Origin of the sequence: Sphingobacterium corticibacter, assembly GCF_003076635.1 — a bacterium.
GTDB lineage: Bacteria > Bacteroidota > Bacteroidia > Sphingobacteriales > Sphingobacteriaceae > Sphingobacterium > Sphingobacterium corticibacter.
On sequence record NZ_QDKG01000002.1, the window covers coordinates 284,755 to 302,803 of the forward strand.

General features: G+C 45.6%; 15 protein-coding genes. 6 read left to right on the forward strand and 9 right to left on the reverse strand.

What is annotated here, in order from left to right:
• Positions 1 to 20 precede the first annotated feature (20 nt).
• Positions 21 to 1,259, reverse strand: coding sequence for an exo-beta-N-acetylmuramidase NamZ family protein (locus DC487_RS07210; RefSeq protein ID WP_116775289.1), 1,239 nt, complete (start codon positions 1,257 to 1,259; stop codon positions 21 to 23).
• A 78-nt stretch (positions 1,260 to 1,337) separates the two neighbouring features.
• Positions 1,338 to 2,993 (reverse strand): glycoside hydrolase family 10 protein, encoded by a 1,656-nt coding sequence (locus DC487_RS07215; protein ID WP_116775587.1) that lies wholly within the window; start codon positions 2,991 to 2,993, stop codon positions 1,338 to 1,340.
• A gap of 165 nt (positions 2,994 to 3,158) precedes the next feature.
• On the opposite strand from DC487_RS07215, the gene DC487_RS07220 reads away from it, so the two are divergent.
• From DC487_RS07220 to lipB, 4 genes are read left to right on the forward strand one after another with little or no spacing between them, the layout of a single operon-like run.
• On the forward strand, positions 3,159 to 3,551 hold the full coding sequence (locus tag DC487_RS07220; protein WP_116775290.1) for a RidA family protein: 393 nt from the start codon (positions 3,159 to 3,161) through the stop codon (positions 3,549 to 3,551).
• Positions 3,552 to 3,568: 17 nt separating this feature from the next.
• Positions 3,569 to 5,674, forward strand: coding sequence for an ATP-dependent DNA helicase RecG (gene recG / locus DC487_RS07225; RefSeq protein WP_116775291.1), 2,106 nt, complete (start codon positions 3,569 to 3,571; stop codon positions 5,672 to 5,674).
• Between the two features lie 46 nt (positions 5,675 to 5,720).
• Positions 5,721 to 6,914, forward strand: coding sequence for a GTPase HflX (hflX, locus tag DC487_RS07230; protein WP_116775292.1), 1,194 nt, complete (start codon positions 5,721 to 5,723; stop codon positions 6,912 to 6,914).
• A gap of 21 nt (positions 6,915 to 6,935) precedes the next feature.
• Positions 6,936 to 7,694, forward strand: coding sequence for a lipoyl(octanoyl) transferase LipB (gene lipB, locus DC487_RS07235; RefSeq protein ID WP_116775293.1), 759 nt, complete (start codon positions 6,936 to 6,938; stop codon positions 7,692 to 7,694).
• On the opposite strand, the gene DC487_RS07240 is transcribed toward lipB, so the two are convergent.
• From DC487_RS07240 to DC487_RS07260, 5 genes are all read right to left on the reverse strand, one after another.
• Positions 7,636 to 8,403, reverse strand: coding sequence for an exodeoxyribonuclease III (locus DC487_RS07240; RefSeq protein WP_116775294.1), 768 nt, complete (start codon positions 8,401 to 8,403; stop codon positions 7,636 to 7,638). The genes lipB and DC487_RS07240 overlap by 59 nt on opposite strands.
• A 3-nt stretch (positions 8,404 to 8,406) precedes the next feature.
• Positions 8,407 to 9,183, reverse strand: a complete 777-nt coding sequence (locus DC487_RS07245) for a peptidylprolyl isomerase (RefSeq protein ID WP_116775295.1) — start codon at positions 9,181 to 9,183, stop codon at positions 8,407 to 8,409.
• Complete coding sequence (locus DC487_RS07250; protein WP_116775296.1) at positions 9,167 to 9,514, reverse strand: hypothetical protein; 348 nt, start codon at positions 9,512 to 9,514, stop codon at positions 9,167 to 9,169. Before DC487_RS07250 ends, DC487_RS07245 begins: the two co-directional genes overlap by 17 nt.
• Positions 9,511 to 9,969, reverse strand: coding sequence for a low molecular weight protein-tyrosine-phosphatase (locus tag DC487_RS07255; RefSeq protein ID WP_116775297.1), 459 nt, complete (start codon positions 9,967 to 9,969; stop codon positions 9,511 to 9,513). The genes DC487_RS07250 and DC487_RS07255 overlap by 4 nt, the downstream gene beginning before the upstream one ends.
• 150 nt (positions 9,970 to 10,119) lie before the next feature.
• Positions 10,120 to 11,679 (reverse strand): Do family serine endopeptidase, encoded by a 1,560-nt coding sequence (locus tag DC487_RS07260; protein WP_207774334.1) that lies wholly within the window; start codon positions 11,677 to 11,679, stop codon positions 10,120 to 10,122.
• Positions 11,680 to 11,892: 213 nt separating this feature from the next.
• On the opposite strand from DC487_RS07260, the gene dapF reads away from it, so the two are divergent.
• Positions 11,893 to 12,687: a diaminopimelate epimerase gene (dapF, locus tag DC487_RS07265; protein ID WP_116775298.1), complete on the forward strand. Its 795-nt coding sequence runs from the start codon at positions 11,893 to 11,895 to the stop codon at positions 12,685 to 12,687.
• Positions 12,688 to 12,748: 61 nt separating this feature from the next.
• Positions 12,749 to 15,634: a DEAD/DEAH box helicase gene (locus tag DC487_RS07270; RefSeq protein WP_116775299.1), complete on the forward strand. Its 2,886-nt coding sequence runs from the start codon at positions 12,749 to 12,751 to the stop codon at positions 15,632 to 15,634.
• 5 nt (positions 15,635 to 15,639) lie between these two features.
• Here DC487_RS07270 and DC487_RS07275 read toward each other — a convergent pair whose 3' ends face one another.
• Both DC487_RS07275 and DC487_RS07280 read right to left on the reverse strand, forming a co-directional pair.
• Complete coding sequence (locus tag DC487_RS07275) at positions 15,640 to 16,935, reverse strand: HAD-IB family phosphatase (protein WP_116775300.1); 1,296 nt, start codon at positions 16,933 to 16,935, stop codon at positions 15,640 to 15,642.
• A 12-nt stretch (positions 16,936 to 16,947) separates the two neighbouring features.
• Entirely contained in the window at positions 16,948 to 17,922 is a 975-nt protein-coding gene (locus tag DC487_RS07280; protein ID WP_116775301.1) for an NAD-dependent epimerase/dehydratase family protein, read from the reverse strand.
• Positions 17,923 to 18,049: the final 127 nt, after the last annotated feature.

The window sequence follows — 18,049 nt, forward strand, 5'->3', positions numbered from 1 at the left end:
TGATGCCGCAACTCGGCCTCTTATTCAAAATCTGGATACAGCAAATATTTCTTGCGCATCGTTTTATAGGCGGTCAATTCTTCTTTCCACGATTCTCGGATTTCCGCTTCGCTCTTACCGGCGATGATTTGCTGCCGCAATTGATCGGTACCCGCCAGCTTATCGAAGAAATCCGGACGGGTAAAGAATCGCTTCTTATCCGGCATTTTATGATAAAAATCTAATAAGTATTTCAACGTAAACTGCTGTTGACCGGGATCGACACCGCGCAGATCCAATCCATAGTTGACCTGCCCTTTCCCCTCCACATGCTTAGCCATGCCCGATTTCTCGCCGGGTGTAAATTTAAAGTCGCCAAATATAGGATCTGGATAACCTACGACTTGAAAGGGCCAGTCCGTACCTCGACCGATGGAAAAATCTGTCGCCTCAAATAAACAAAGGGAAGAATATAATCTCACCGAGACGTCATTCGGTAAACTTGGCGATGGCACGACAGGCAACACATATCTGGTTGAATGCGTGTAATGCTGTACCGGAATAATATGCAGTTCACACGTACGACCTTTTTCCAGCCAGCGTTCTCCATTGATCATTTGCGCCAGCTCACCAATAGTCAAGCCATGCACCATCGCAATTTTGTGAAAGGAAACGTCTGCTTTATATTTATCATCTGATCTTACCGGACCATCGACCTGATCGCCACACGGATTCGGGCGATCCAACACGATGAGTGGTTTATTGTGCTTAGCACACAGCTCCATCACACGATGCAAGGAAGTAATGTAGGTATAGAATCGCGCTCCCACATCCTGCAGGTCGAAGATCATCACGTCAATAGATTGCACGATCTCATCCTGCTTATCATTGCCACCGTACAAGGTCGGCAGTGGAATACCCGTTTTGGCGTCGACTTCATTGTCGACTTTTTCACCGCGCTCTACTTGCCCACGAAAGCCATGTTCTGGTGCGAACACGAATTTCACATCGACATTTTGCGTCAACAAGTAATCTACCAAATGCGTACTCGTATCGCCAACAATGGAAGTTTGATTGGCCATGAGTCCAACCTTCTTCCCTTGAAGCAAAGGCAAATAGGCCGCCTTCTGATCGGCTCCGGTGAGTAATTGCTGAGCCTCGGACTCCACAGAATCTATCGATTCCAACGAAGAAGCCGATTGTTTGCTAGCGCCAGAAGAACAGCTTACGTGATAAAGACCGCCTAATAGGAAGATGATAATAAGTCGAGCGTAGATCATATCAACTTTTGTTTTTTATAAATCTATTCAAAAAAATCAACTTCTTAAAGGACAGCACACACCGCCGTTGTAAAGTCGCTATTTTACGTCGTAAGCCAGATAATCACTGGCATTACCCAAACGATCAATCGCTTGCACCGCTACACCGCGCAACTTAGCACCTTGTTTATTTGGCGAGAATTCGCTCGACGTAATGTCGCGATCGTAGATCGTGTATTCCCAATTATCGCCGTACTTAGCATATACCACCCAGTGATTCACATCTTCTGGTGTACGGTGTTGCCATTTGGCAAAAACAGATCCGGATTTTTCTTTCGTCAGCAACAACGTTGGTGTGATTAATGGTGTTGTTTGCAGCCAAGGCGAGGCAGGAACTAATGCTTTTTCTTTGTAAGGGCCATTGACCAATGCTTGCACCATGGCTGGACTTTTGGTTAAGCCCGCGATACTCCAGTGAATAACACCTTGGCTGTTCGGCACAATTTGACGCGTTAATTCAACTTGGCGGACGATCTCTGTCGGACGATCTGCCGTACGTACTTCCACCGTATTTAAACCTGGCCAAAGGTGGCGATTGTGTTTGTTTTCGGATTGCCACCAACGCAATAAAGCCGGGAAGCTTTGACGCGGCGGATCAATCGCCCAATACAATTGCGGCGCAAAATAATCCACCCAACCTTCGTTCAACCACAACTTGGCATCGGCATATAATTCATCGTACTGCGATGACCCCGTGATCCCGGATGGATATCCCGGTTTCCAGATTCCAAACGGACTCAATCCAAATTTCACATGCTTCTTTTCGGCTTTGATCTCTCCGTAAACACGCTTGATAAAGCGGTTTACTTGATCGCGGCGCCAGTCGGCACGCGATAAATTACCGCCGCGTTGGCGATAAGCATTCCACGAAGTGTTGTCTGGAAAATCGGCACCACCATTATACGATGCATATGGATAAAAATAATCATCGAAATGCACGCCATCGATATCATAGCGTTTTACGATATCGCGCACCACCATCGAAGCATGATCTTGTGTAGTTTGATCCGCCGGATCAAACCAATACATACCATTTTTTAGACGAACAACATTTTGAGGGAATTTCTTCACCAGCGAAGCACTTCCCACCCCCCCACCAGAACTGTGATGTGCCCGATACGGATTAAGCCATACGTGTAATTCCAAACCCCGCTTGTGTGCTTCCTCTACCCAAAACTCCAACGGATCATAATACGGATAAGGCTTACGACCTGTCTCACCCGTTAGGAAATAAGACCAAGGCTCTAAGGAAGAATTATATAATGCATCTGCCGATGGTCTTACTTGAAAGATCACGGCATTAAAATTATTCTCTTGTAACAGATTCAAAAGCGCAATCGCTTCCTGCTTTTGTTGATCTGTCGATAAGTTGTTTTTCGATGGCCAGTTGATATTGGCTACGGTGGCGATCCACGCTGCGCGAAATTCGCGACGAACTTCTGGCAATTGCGCGCGTATCGGCTGCGGAACTTCTTTCTCGGCTACTTTCGTCGCTTTTACGACTTCTGCGGCGCGCGATGTTTGCGCTACCTCCGCTTCCTTCGGCCCTTCGAGCTCCGGTTTACCCTGCGCTACGCCTGTTACTTCGGTATTTGGTTTTACCAACACTTTATTGCGTCTTTTCTTGCTTCCGCAAGAAAACAATACCAACATCATCACTAATCCTACACATAAAAAACCAATTCGTTGCCTCATATTCCAAAAGTTCATAACAAGCAAAACTACAACTTTATCCGTCAAAAAAAAGAATCGTCCCACAAGGTCTTCGACAATTAAATTTTAGATTTTTGCCGCGGTGTCGTACATTAGCTGTAAGCATACAAAACCACAAAATATTTATATCACTACACCTTATATCCCATGTCTGAAAAGAAGATTTTTAACACAGATGCTGCACCCAAAGCCATTGGCCCTTACAATCAAGCGGTGCAAGCCGGAGATACGTTATATGTTTCTGGGCAAATTGCTTTCTTGCCAGAAACCATGCAATTGGTCGCTACAGGCATTGCCGATGAAACCCATCAGGTCTTGAAAAATGTATCGGCCATTTTGGAGCACGCTGGATACAGCTTCAATGACGTAGTCAAAACGTCGATCTTCATTAGCAATATGGATGACTTTGCGACCATCAATGATGTCTATGCGCAATACTTTGTGGAGAACCAGCCCGCGCGCGAAACCGTAGCCGTGAAGACTTTACCAAAAAATGTAAACGTGGAGATCTCCGTCATCGCTTGGAAAAAAGGCTCCTAAAAATCTGATTTCCTGATATGGCTGTATTGACAGCGATCACTCCCATCGAATATCTAAAAGGCGTCGGCCCGCAAAAAGCCGACGTCTTGAAAAAAGAGTTGCAGATTTTCACGATCGGCGACCTGCTACAGCTATATCCTTTTCGGTACGTGGATCGGACGCAGTTTTTCAAAATCCGACAACTGGACGCTACGTTATTAGGCGCGCAAGTTTTGGGGCGACTAATTCGCCTGCAAGAGGTTGGCGAAAAGCGCGCGAAGCGCCTAGTCGGATTGCTCAAAGACGAAACCGGAACGGTCGAATTGGTTTGGTTTCAACAAATCGCTTGGCTCAAAAAAACGCTGCAGCTCAATGCAGTGTATGTCATGTACGGCAAGCCGACCTCATTCAATGGCGCGATTTCCATCACGCACCCCGAGATGGAACTGTACCAATCTTCCGAGAAAAAAATCGGCAACCAAACCTTGCAGCCGGTCTATACTTCTACCGAAAAACTGAAGAAATTCAATCTGGACACCAAAGGTTTGCAGAAGTTGGTGGCTCAAGCCTTAGAAACAGTATTGCCGAATTGGGAAGATGATCTACCCGCAGATCTACGGCAGAAACATCATCTGATTCCAGCTCGTGAAGCTGTATTGGGCATTCATTTCCCGACCGATCAGAAAGCGTATGAAACCGCTTCTCGTCGGCTCAAATTCGATGAATTATTCTGGCTGCAGTTGCGCTTGCTGCGCAATAAGCAACTCAACACCAAGAAATACCGTGGACATCGCTTTACGCAAGTAGGCGATCATTTCAATACGTTTTTCAATACGAGATTACCTTTCCCACTTACGGGCGCGCAGAAGCGCGTGATGAAAGAGATCCGCATTGATACGAATACCGGCGCACAGATGAATCGCTTGGTGCAAGGCGATGTCGGCTCGGGCAAAACGGTGGTGGCGCTTATGGCGATGCTATTGGCCATCGACAATGGATTTCAGGCCTGCATGATGGCGCCGACAGAAATTTTGGCGACACAACATTATCACGGCGTGAAAGAATTGCTGGGGGAAGATTTGTGTCAGGTCGCATTATTGACAGGATCAACGTCGACCAAAGAGCGTCGTCGTATTCACGAACAGCTAGAAGACGGTAGTCTGAATATTCTGATCGGCACACATGCTTTGATCGAGGATAAAGTAAAGTTCAAAAATATTGGCTTCGTCGTGATCGATGAACAACACCGTTTTGGCGTGGAGCAGCGCGCCAAGCTTTGGCGCAAAAACACCATTCCGCCCCACATGCTGGTGATGACGGCGACGCCGATTCCGCGCACCTTGGCCATGACGATGTACGGCGATCTGGACATTTCGGCAATTGATGAATTGCCGGCAGGCCGAAAACCCATCAAAACCGTGCATTTTTTCGAAAACCAGCGCTTGCGCGCTTTTGGTTTTATGCGCGAAGAAATCCAAAAGGGTCGACAGATCTATATCGTTTATCCACTCATCAAAGAAAGTGAAAAGCTGGATTTACTACATCTGGAAGCAGGACTGGAATCTCTGATGCGTGAATTTCCACTACCCAACTACCGCATCAGCGTGGTACACGGCAAAATGCCGGTGAAGGACAAGAACTTTGAAATGCAACGTTTTGTAAAAGGAGAAACGCAGATTATGGTGGCCACCACCGTGATTGAAGTCGGCGTCAATGTTCCCAACGCTTCGGTAATGATTATCGAAAATTCCGAACGCTTCGGCCTTTCGCAACTACACCAATTGCGCGGCCGTGTTGGGCGCGGTGCGGAGCAATCTTTTTGTATCTTAATGTCGAGCAATAAGCTAAGCAAAGACGGCAGAAAGCGACTGGAAACGATGGTGGAAACCAATGACGGTTTTAAGATTGCCGAAGTGGACTTGCAATTGCGCGGGCCTGGAGATATTTCGGGCACTCAACAATCGGGCATTTTGGAAATGAAAATTGCCAACCTCAGCACAGATCAAGCCTTGCTAACCGAAGTACGGGAAACGGTGATCGACATTTTCTTGCAAGACCCCGAGCTGCAACTTCCAGAACACCAATCATTACTCCAAAAACTCACCCACAAAGGCCCAGCTATCGCTTGGGATAAAATCTCTTAAAAACACGTATCTTTGTACTTTACAATCATAAAGAGAGAGAGATTTAATGGGAAAAGAACCAAAAATATACGATACCGCTGCGAAACAAGAAACGGCTATTTTAGTCAGTGTCATTCCGCAGGGCGTCTCGGACGAAACCGCCAAGGAATACTTGGGTGAGTTGGATTTTCTGGTGCAGACGGCGGGTGGTATTGTAAAAGGCGTTTTCACGCAAAAACTAACCAAGCCAGATCGGGCAACATTTGTTGGATCGGGAAAGCTGGACGAGATCAAAGCATTCATAAAAGCAGAAGAAATTGACATCGTCGTATTCGACGATGAGCTTTCGCCATCGCAACTGCGTAACATAGAGAAGGAATTTGAGATCAAGGTGTTGGATAGATCCAACCTGATCTTAGATATTTTTGCCAACCATGCAAAGACCGCTCAGGCGAAAACGCAAGTAGAATTGGCACAATTACAATACTTATTGCCACGACTAACCCGCATGTGGACTCACTTGGAGCGCCAGCGAGGTGGTATCGGTATGCGTGGTCCCGGTGAGAGCCAGATCGAGAGTGACCGCCGGATGATTTTGAACAAGATTTCCTTATTCAAAGAGCGCTTACAACATATCGACAAGCAGAATGAAACGCAGCGCAAAAATCGCGGCGAACTCGTTCGCGTCGCATTAGTGGGTTATACCAACGTCGGGAAATCGACGATCATGAACTTATTGTCCAAGTCGGATGTATTGATCGAAAACAAGCTATTTGCGACGTTAGATACTACCGTTCGCAAGGTGGTAATCGAAAACTTGCCTTTCTTGCTATCAGATACCGTTGGATTTATTCGAAAATTACCGCATCACTTGGTAGAATGTTTCAAATCGACTTTGGATGAGGTGCGCGAAGCGGATATTTTGATTCACGTGGTGGATATTTCACACCATAGTTTCGAAGATCATATTCACGCGGTGAATGAAACTTTGAAAGATTTGAAAGCGCTGGATAAACCAATCTTGACGGTGTTCAACAAGATCGACGCGTACAAACCGGCGGTTGAACAAGATGAGGATGGCGAAGAAATCAAAGTGACGTTGGAGGATTTTAAAAACTCTTGGATGGGTCGCCATGCTGCGCCGGCGATCTTCGTTTCAGCTACGGACAAAGTCAATGTCGAAGAGTTTCGCGCGAAGCTATACGAGATGGTTTCCGAACTCCACACCGCACGCTATCCGCACAACAATTTGTTGTACTAAACGTTCGAAAAACGAAAGGTCATGCAAAACAAGCAAACGCAATTTATCGATTGGGGTTTGGTGGATTACCAAGAAGCGTGGGATCGGCAAGAGTCGGTATTCAATGGAATCTTGGAAGCCAAGCTGCAGAATCGCACGCAAAACACCGAAAATCCTACGCCCAATTACCTGATCTTCACGGAGCATCCGCACGTGTATACATTGGGTAAAAGCGGCCATTTGGAGTATTTGTTATTGGACGAAGAAGGATTGCAAAAGCACCAAGCGACATTTTATAAGATCAACCGTGGTGGTGATATTACATACCACGGACCGGGACAGATTGTTGGATATCCGATCCTGGATTTGGACAATTTCTTCACCGATATTCACAAATACCTACGAATGCTGGAAGAAGCGGTCATACTGACACTGGCCGATTACGGCATTGTAGCTGGTAGATATCCCGGATTTACGGGCGTTTGGATTGATGCAGACAATGATCGCGCGCGCAAGATCTGCGCAATGGGCGTACGCGCTTCGCGCTGGGTAACGATGCACGGTTTCGCGTTCAATGTGAATGCGGATCTGAATTATTTCAACCACATTGTGCCTTGCGGTATTGATGATAAAGATGTGACTTCCATGCAGCGCGAGCTGGGCTATGCACTGGATATGGAAGAAGTGAAAGCGAAGCTAAAAGGTCATATTGCTTCGCTTTTTGAGATGGAATTAACGGCTGCTATAGCGCCAATTCCACTACAGTCGGACAATGATCTGAGTGTACCGCCTCTGCCATAATACTCGAGCTGACAATCTGGTTTTCCAACGCTTTGGATACCATATTGTAATCAATGCGCCAGCCTAAGTTTTTGCCGCGCGATCCTGCGCGGTAACTCCACCAGGTATAATTATGTGGCTCTGGATTGAGATGCCGAAACGAATCAATAAAGCCCGATTCTAAATATTGCTCCATCCATTCGCGCTCCTGCGGCAAAAAGCCGGAAGTATTGGCATTGGACTTTGGATTGTGAATGTCGATCGCGCGGTGACAGATGTTGAAATCTCCGCACACCACGAGCTTGGGTTGTTCTTCGACCAGTTTGTTGCTGTACGCCTGAAAATCGTCCAGAAAACGGTATTTAAACGTTTGACGAATATCGCCAGTCGTTCCCGAAGGGAAATAAACGCTCATCACCGACAGCTCCTCAAAATCCAAGCGGATCATGCGGCCTTCGAAATCGTAATCTTCGTGCCCACAACCATAAACAACTTGCTTTGGTGTTCGGCGGGTGAAGATGGCCGTTCCGCTATAACCTTTTTTCTGAGCTGGATACCAATAATGTTCGTAACCCATTTGTTCGAGATACACCAATTCGGGAACCTGATCCGGTGTGGCCTTGATTTCCTGAATGCAAATGACATCCGGCGCAGCCGTTTTCAACCATTCGAGCCAGCCTTTTTTGAGCGCAGCACGTATTCCGTTGACGTTATAGGTGATGATTTTCATGGATTATTTCTTGCTCGGTGTTAGGGTGTATTCTTGTGCCGGTGCTTTAGAGAATACCTGCGCAAAAAAGCCGCGCTTCGGAACTGCTCCTAATTCGATTTTCAACGCTTCGTCACGCGTTAACGTACGCATAGACATCCGTTCGTTCGCCACTGGGCGATCGCGCCCGTCTGTTTCCACTTTGGCGATGCTATCTACCACGGCTAATCCATCAATGATTTCTCCGTATACGGTGTACTCTCCATCCAGATGCGGCACACCACCGACTGTAGTATAGGTTTCCCGTTGTTTCGGTGTCAACTTTTTCTTCAAGCGCATGGTTTCCAAAGAATCCAACCCCGCCTCGGAATACTTCTTGCCTTGTACCAAGTAGAATTGTGAACCCGAAGATTTCTTCTCTGGGTTATTATCGCGCGCAGCGCCAATGACTCCTTTTTTGTGAATCAATTGCTCTTGGATTTCTGCCGGCACATCATAGCCTGGTCCGCCTTCACCCAAACTTTGTTTATCGACGGCAAACTTGGATCCCGGATCACCACCTTGTATCATAAACTGATTGATCACGCGGTGAAACAATAAAGAATCGTAAAAATTCGCGCGCACCAAGCGCACCATATTATCGCGGTGCAGCGGCGTCTCGTTGTACAATTTCAAAATGGCATTGCCTTTCCCCGTTTTGATCTCCACATAATAGTGAGTAGGTGATTGCGCATACGTCGCATTGTTGCTCAATAACAGCGCGAAAACGAGCAGTATCGTAGCCTTAAATAACCTGTGCATCTTCAAAATAATCTATGATTAATGATTTGATAATTAATTCTTGCTCCATGAGCGTGTAATTGGGGATTGGCTTCACCAATTCCCAGTGCGGCCAACCTTCTTCGTCCAAGCCCTTTAATTCATAAAAACCCATGGAGCTGAACAAGCGACAGTTGGCAATATGCATCAGCTCTTCTTTCTGTCTCTTCGAAAATTCCTGCGGACCTTTTCCTAGCTCCTGCACACCGATTAGAAACAACATCACCTTCAGGTCGGGGATATCCATATCAAACTGCTCGGCCAATACCTCTTGCAGATGTGCCCATTTCTTATTTACTTCTCCGGCGTTCATGCTTTGTCCTCCTGCTTTTCGGATTGCCAAGTTTTCAGTAAAACCTGTGCTTGTGCAGCAATCATATCATATACTGGCTCAAACATCGTATCATCGAAATACGGATCAGGCACTTCGCCTTCGGGCAAGAATAATGTCACTTTATCGCGTTGTTCATCGGTTTTAGCTTGGTCAATTACATCGCGGTAATTCTGGCGATCCATCACCAGAATCTTATCAAAGCGGTCGAACATATTCGGTTGAAACCATTGCGCTTGTTGCGTAGATATATCCAATCCGTAGCTTTTTGCTGTCGCAATAGAGCGTCTGTCCGGCGCTTGGCCAACATGCCAATCGCCCGTTCCGGCAGAATCCACCTGCCAATCTAATCCTTCTTTATCTATCATTGCTTGCATAATGCCATGCGCCAAAGGCGAACGGCAAATATTACCCAAGCATACCATTAATATCTTCATGTATTGCTAGTCCATTTTTGTTGGTGATCGAAATTACTACATTATGCGGAGATATTATAATTCCGCTGCCGCAATGGCCGAATTTCTCTATAACAAGAAAGCCTCCCCAATCGGGGAGGCTCTTCCATTGGGATGGAAACTATCTACTTTTTATCGTTGCAAGGGCACATTCATTTCACGAATGCTTCCTCTACGTGGCACTGCCACGATGTTAATCATATTTCTACGTGTGTTGGACAAAGCACTTTCTACCTCATCTACATTGTTCACTGGTTTGCCATTGATTTCAGTGATCACCAATCCAGACTCATAGCCAAAGTACTCGAACAATCCACCACGGTGTACCTGTGCGATCGTTACACCAGAATTGACGCCCAATTCTTTTTTCTTTGCATCGGTTGCTGGCACAAAGCTAGCTCCTAGCTTATTAAAGATCTCCGCACCGCTAGCCGATCCACCTTCAGATTCTGCTGCTGTTTTGGTTTCCTCACCTTTCAAGGTAACCGTAACATCTTTCTCCTTTTTATCGCGTTTGTACGTCAATTTTACCTTATCGCCAGGACGGAGTCTCGCTACGCGTTCTTGTAAATCTGGAGTTGACTCAATCGTACGTCCTTCGATTTTTGTTAGTACGTCGCCACGTTTGATACCTGCGGCTTCTGCTGCACCACCTTTTACTACATCTCTTACATAAAGACCGGACACATCATCAATACCAAACTCTTCGCGAGTCGCTGCATTGATTTCCGTGAAAGTAACGCCTACATAACCACGTTTTACGCTACCAAATTCTTTGAAATCATCCAATACTTTTTTGGCTAAGTTGATCGGAATAGCAAAACCATAACCAGCGTATACACCTGTCGGAGAAGCAATCGCCGAGTTGATCGCAACCAATTCGCCGCGTGCATTTACCAAGGCACCACCACTGTTACCGCGATTGATTACCGCATCTGTTTGAATAAAGGATTCGATCGCCGTATTCACCATCAGCTCTTGCTGTTCCTGCGGACTACCAAATCCACGTGGACGTTGTTGTTGCTGCTGCGATTCACCCAAAATACCGATCTGACGGCCTTTTGCACTCACAATACCTGCGGTAACTGTCGATTCTAAACCAAGAGGATAACCAACGGCTAAAACCCACTCACCTACTTGCACATTATCTGAATCACCCAGCTTTACGATTGGCAAATTGCTGCCACTAACTTTGATTAATGCTAAATCCGTATTCGCATCGCGACCAATTACTTTCGCTTCAAACGTACGTTTGTCGGTCAGTTTTACTTCGATCTTGTCTGCATCTTGTACCACGTGATTATTCGTCACGATGTAACCATCTGGCGAGATAATCACACCAGAGCCAGATCCCGTAGATTGACGTGGCTGTTGTTGTCTGCGTTGTTGTGGCATACCAAAGAACTCCTCGAAAAGATCAAATGGCTCACCTCCGCCACGTTGCGAACCACGCGCTGTAGACGTCACCGTAATATGCACTACACCTGGTGTCACAGCTGCTGCCGCTTGGGTAAAATCAGGATTTCCGGTAGAAGACATAATTTCTGCACCTGGATTATTCGCATAGAAAACTTTCTGCTGTTCCTCGAAAGTCATCCGATCCAGCTGCCGATTCTCGAAGAGCTTATAGCCCCCCAATGCGATAGCTCCTCCTATCGCCGCTACCAATAATGTTGCTCCTATTTTTTTCATAATGATTTTAATTGTTGAAACATAAATAAACACCGCTACAAATCCGGTGATGTTTTGATTAAGTCAAATGTAATACCATGCGGCCTGCTGGTACAAGTTTTGTCAGTTAAATAATGTTAATCAAAAACGCGTTTGATGCGCTTTTAACAAGATTTAACCATATTGGTCTCTTTTGTAACAAGATTATTAAATTTGTAGCATATTATAAAGGACATGAGCAGAAAAATTGCATTCTCTAAATATCAAGGCGCAGGCAACGATTTTATTTTAATTGATAACCGCAACAACGGTTTTGACCACAATAACCATGATTTAGTGGCCAAAATGTGCGATCGTCGTTTTGGTATCGGTGCTGATGGTCTGATGCTATTGGAGTATACAAAAAATTCTGATATCAGGTCTGATTTCGACATGATTTACTATAACGCAGACGGTCAAAAAGGTTCGATGTGCGGCAATGGCGGACGCTGTATTGTTGCTTTTGCCCGTGATCTTGGCGTTATTGAGCAAGACACTGTCTTTATGGCAGTTGACGGCTTACATCATGCCAATATCCAAGCCGAGCAAGTACAACTTGGCATGATAGACGTGAACAATTTCGCTCGCGATGGCGAAGCGTATATCTTGCAAACTGGATCTCCGCACTACGTAGAATTCGTATCGGGGCTGGCAGATTTAGATGTCTTCACAGTCGGTGGGGCGATTCGAAATAATGAAACCTACAAAACCGAAGGTATCAACGTCAACTTTGTGGAGAAAGAGGGAGAAGATGCCTATTTCTGTCGTACTTTCGAACGTGGCGTAGAAGATGAAACATTTGCTTGTGGTACTGGCGCGACGGCCGCAGCGATGGCCATTGCCCTGCAAGAAGAACGCGAAGGACATCAAGAAATTGGTATTCGTGTATTAGGTGGCCAATTACGCATTGCCTTCGACAAACAAGGAGATACCTTTACCAATGTGTGGTTGCACGGCCCTGCCAAATCGGTATTTCAGGGCGAATTTTAAACTCTAGCAGGAGAATGGTATATTAGTGGTCTTTTTTGCGAGACAGCACTACAATCATTTCATGCAGCAAGTTGATTCCAATCTTCCTTTTCGATTAATTTACTCTTTGGGTGAGCACCCTTATTTGGGCTACCTCATCGAGCCGCATGTGGTGCAGCTCAATAGCAATGGATCGCTATCACTTACTTATAAAAGAGTGTTTAGCAATACGGCTGCGGAGTACGCTGCAGGATTATCTGATGCAGATATGGAGATGATTCGCTTGCTCGATGAAGTCGAGCAAACACATATCATCAAGCGGTATCACAAAAAACCGATTCGTCCGGCAGATTATTTCACCAAGATATTCGATCAAAAAATATATCAGTTTGTTCGCCCAAAGATCGAACAACGATTGCTCAAAGTACTCGACAAACTGGAAGGCCGTCCGCTCTATCTAATGAGCAAAAAAGATGGTTATCCGGCCGAAACGAGATTGCAAATTGCGCAAGAACCTGCTTCTATCCTATTTCATTTCAGAAGAAATGAAGAAGAAACGCGCTATTTCCCGACCATCAAATACCAAGGACACCGCATGGAGTTTATGTATAAAGATGCAAGTGTCATTATACAAGAACAAGCTTGGTTGTTACTCGAAGGCACCTTGTATCATTTTGATCAACCGCTAGACGGCAAGAAGCTCAGCCCATTCTTACAAAAGCGTTTTATATCGGTTCCTCGCAATACGGAAAAGAAGTATTTTGAAACCTTCGTGACCAACCTCATCGAGCGTCATAATGTCTATGCAGAAGGTTTTGACATCAAAACCATGAAAGAAGATGCCGTGCCGATCTTAACCATTCGCTACGCGGAAGGCCAAGCTCCACAAGTGGAATTGAGCTTTCGCTATGGTGACTATACGTTTCCGCCTAGCATCGAACGCTCGATCACGGTTCGTTTGCAACATGATGAAGAGCAAGATACGTACACCTTCACCCGGATCAAACGATCGGTGAAATGGGAGCAAAAGCAAGAAACTGCGCTGATCGAATTGGGTTTACAATCCAAAGATCGCCTCTTCGGCTCATTCGGCGTAGCCGCTGCTTCAGGTGAACACAGCTTTTCGATCTTCGAGTGGTTGAACAAGCATATAGAACAGTTAAAAGAATTGGGCTTTGTCGTCGAGCAACAAACCGGTGCGAAACGATTCTTTCTGGGCTTGGCCAGCGTCGACATGACGGTGGAGGAAAACAATGATTGGTTTGATCTACAAGCTTTCGTTTCTTTTGGGTCTTACAAGATTCCATTCGTGCAATTGCGCGATCATATCCTGAATAGGATTCACGAGTTTGTACTACCAAATGGCGAGATTGCGGTGATTCCCGAAGCTTGGTTTGCACAGTACGAACACTTATTCCATTTCTCCAACTCCACCGATGGATTGAAACTGAATAGAATGCATGTCGGCATTCTACAAGACATCAGCGAACATGCGATGGTTTCTTTCCAACGTAAATTGGAGAAACTAAACTCGTTTGAAGAGATTGAGCAGATGCCACCGCCGCTGCATTTCAAAGGACAATTACGCGCTTATCAGCAGGCGGGCTACAACTGGTTTCACTTCTTGCAGCAATATCGTTTTGGCGGTATTTTGGCGGATGATATGGGATTGGGAAAGACCGTACAAACTATTGCGCTACTGCAACGGCAAAAAGAAAACCGCGCCGAAGGCGAACATGCGGTTACCTCTTTGCTTATTTTGCCGACGTCCTTATTGTACAATTGGCAGAAAGAAGCCGCTCGTTTTGCGCCCAAACTCCGCGTGCTGCTGCACACCGGCTATGCACGTACCAAAGATTCTTTCGCATTTACGCACTACGATCTGGTAATTACCACCTATGGTGTGGTCAGAAGTGATGAGGCATTGTTTAGCGCATTCTTCTTCGATTACATCATTCTCGACGAGAGTCAGCATATTAAAAACCCGCGATCGAAATCATTTAAAGCCATCAAAACTTTGCGGAGCAAACATCGCTTGGCACTCACCGGTACTCCGATCGAAAACTCGGTAGCCGATCTTTGGACGCAGATGCACTTTTCGAATCCCGGATTATTGGGCAATTACCATTATTTCCAAGAGGAATTTGTGATTCCGATCGAGAAAAAGAAGGATGAGGATCGTGCGCAACGCCTGCAAGCGATGATCAAACCATTCATCCTACGCCGCACGAAGAATCAGGTGGCTACAGAACTACCTTCTAAAACGGAGCAAATCGTGTATTGCGCGATGAATGACAAGCAAGCGGAATTGTACGACAGCACGAAATCGGCTTATCGCAATGTCCTCTTGGACGAACCTGCGGCAGGTGAAAACAGTCAGATGACCTTGTTGCAGGGTTTGATGAAATTGCGGCAGCTGGCCAATCATCCGCACATGGTAGATCAGGAATATGCCGACGGCTCAGGAAAATTTGATGCGGTACTGGAAATGTTAGAATCCGTACCTACGCAAGATAGCAAGATCTTGATCTTCTCTCAGTTTGTGAAGCATTTGGATATTTTCCGCCAGCATTTCGACCGCAAGAAAACGAAATACGCTTACTTGGATGGTGGCACGAAAGATCGCGAAGCGGCGGTGAATCAGTTTAAAAACGATGCGGAAACACGTATCTTTCTGATTTCGATCAAAGCGGGTGGCGTGGGTCTGAATCTGACGGAGGCAGATTATGTATTTATTCTAGATCCGTGGTGGAATCCAGCGGTGGAGCAGCAAGCCATTGACCGCAGCCATCGCATTGGCCAAGAGCGCAATGTGTTTATCTACCGCTTCATCAGTAAAGATAGCGTTGAAGAGAAGATTGTGTCCTTACAAAACCGCAAAAAGAAACTCTCTTCCGCGTTGATCACGACAGAAGAGAGTTTCGTAAAATCCTTATCCCGCGAAGACCTAAGCATCCTCTTGGAGTAATCGGCTTATTTGTATAGTATTCGGAACTTGATCGTATTATCGATCTGCTTCAGTTGTTTCAACATTTCCTTATCATACTGCGCATCGACATCGGTGATGGCGTAGCCAATTTCATCTTTGGTCATCAGAAACTGAGAGAAAATATTGACTTCATTTTCTGCATACACCTTATTGATCTGCGCCATAATGCCCGGTACGTTCTTGTGAATGTGAATCAAGCGGTGCGCGTGTTTCAACTTCGGTAAAGTCATCGCTGGGAAATTGCGACTCATATAGGTATCGCCATGATTGATGAAATCTGCCATGCGACGCGGAATAAATTCGGCATTGCGTTTTTTATGGCGTTTATCATCAAAAATCACCACGCCTTTTTCGCAACATACCGTGCGCGACACATTGCCTTTTACATCGCCTAAGTAGCCTAAAACTTTCAGCTTATTAGCTCGGCGTAGCTGATTGGGATCGATTGAGACATTATCTCCCAGAAGCAACATACCAACATCCTTCACGTATTTCTCCTCAAAGCTATCTTTGATACGGACTGAAAAGCCATCATTCTTCAATATCTCGGCGGCCACATTGGGTACATTGCCAATAATTAGGCAGAGAATTCGATTTTTCGGATACGAGATCGCACGTGGTAAATCATTGACATACAGAAACTCATCAAAACTTGGCGTGACGTGATCTGCTTTCTCGGTGACGGATTGGCGTGCAATATTCTCCGTAAACGCATAGAATCGTTCGATCAATCCAGATTCCTTCAACTGGAAATCGGAATAACCATCACCAATACCGAACAATCGGCCTTGTACGTTGAGCTCTTTCAGCAATTTCACCTTGCCCCCTTCATCAGAAAGTGGATTGGTATCGTCGTAGCCCACAATATTTCCTTCATCATCAAATAAGAAGGTATTGGCATAAATATTCTCGGTCTTGATACCGTACGGCGCCACGACAGGCGTAATAAACTCCTTAAATCCACCCGATACAATCCATGCCGTATCGGCGTTGGCTTGAAAGAAAGCACGATTCCGATCAAAAGATTTGGAAACCTTCTTTTTGAGGTGTTTGATCAATTGATCCAGATGGGTTCTATTTGCTTTCAATAAGCTGATTCGGCCAGTAAGGCTTTCGCGAAAGGAGATCTTTCCTTCCATCGCCAAATTGGTATAGCGTTCTATTTCGCGGTATACGCTTTCTTGTTCGGGACTTCCTTCTAGAGATATTCTGGCTAATTCGTCCAGCGCTTCTACTTGTGTAAAGGTGCTGTCGAAATCAATGATATAATAATTTTTCACGCTCCGTATGGATTATTTGGCATAATATGCCTGGTATACATTCTTAAGGGTTTCGGCTACTGGCACGAATTGATGGGCAGTAAGTCGAGTGATCTTGGAATTATCGTAGCTCAATTTTTCGGAAGCTGCCCTGGCGGCATATTTGGTGAGTGCCGACGGTTGTCCGAACAGCGTCGCTTTTACCTTGGCCAATCGCCATGCGATTGACATTAAGGTTTTGCTCGCTTGGATGGTGGGTGCTGGTTTTCCCATTAAGGCGCTAATGTCTGTCAATAAATCGCGTGACAATACATTCTCACTGTTTAATATGAATCTTTCGCCAGAAATTTTGGAATTCATCAGCCAAATCATAATACTAGCCACATCCGTGACATCAACGATACCAACAGAGCCGATTGGAAAGATTTTCAGTCCTTTTTTGACTTGGTCGAATAAGGCATTGGCGGCAACTTTTCCTTTGCCCAGTCCCACGCCCATCATAATCGATGGATTGACAATCACGGCATCAAGATCTTCTTCCATCCCGCGCCACACTTCCATCTCCGCATCATGCTTCGCACGAGAATATAGGGCAGTTTTTCGTGTCATTTCCCATTTCGCCTCTTCAGTAACTGGCTGTCCGTTTTTGTTGGACCCAAGTGCTGCTATGGAACTTACATGCACCAAGCGTGCCCGATGCTCTACACACAGATTTACGATATGCTTAGTACCTTCTCGATTGATTTGAGTGATCTGGGCAGCATCTTTCGATTGATTGGAAATCATCGCCGCACAATGGTACACATACTTAATACCTGAAAACACTTCCTGTAAAGCGAAATAATCGGTGATATCGGCATCTTCCCATTGTACCAAAGAAGATGCTTTTAGTGCATCGGGTATAATGGATTGTGGTCGCTTTAGAGCGATGACGCTATGCCCTGCATCTATCAACTTTTTGATCAATACAGATCCCAAAAAACCGGTTCCTCCAGTTACTAAAATCATCTTCTACCTAGGTGTTTGACATTGCTTCCTTCAAAAGTATAGTAATTATACATACCATGCAAATGCTTATTTGTGGGAGCAAAAGCGAAGGAATAAGTGCATCTTTGTAGTAAACAAAAGCGATTTA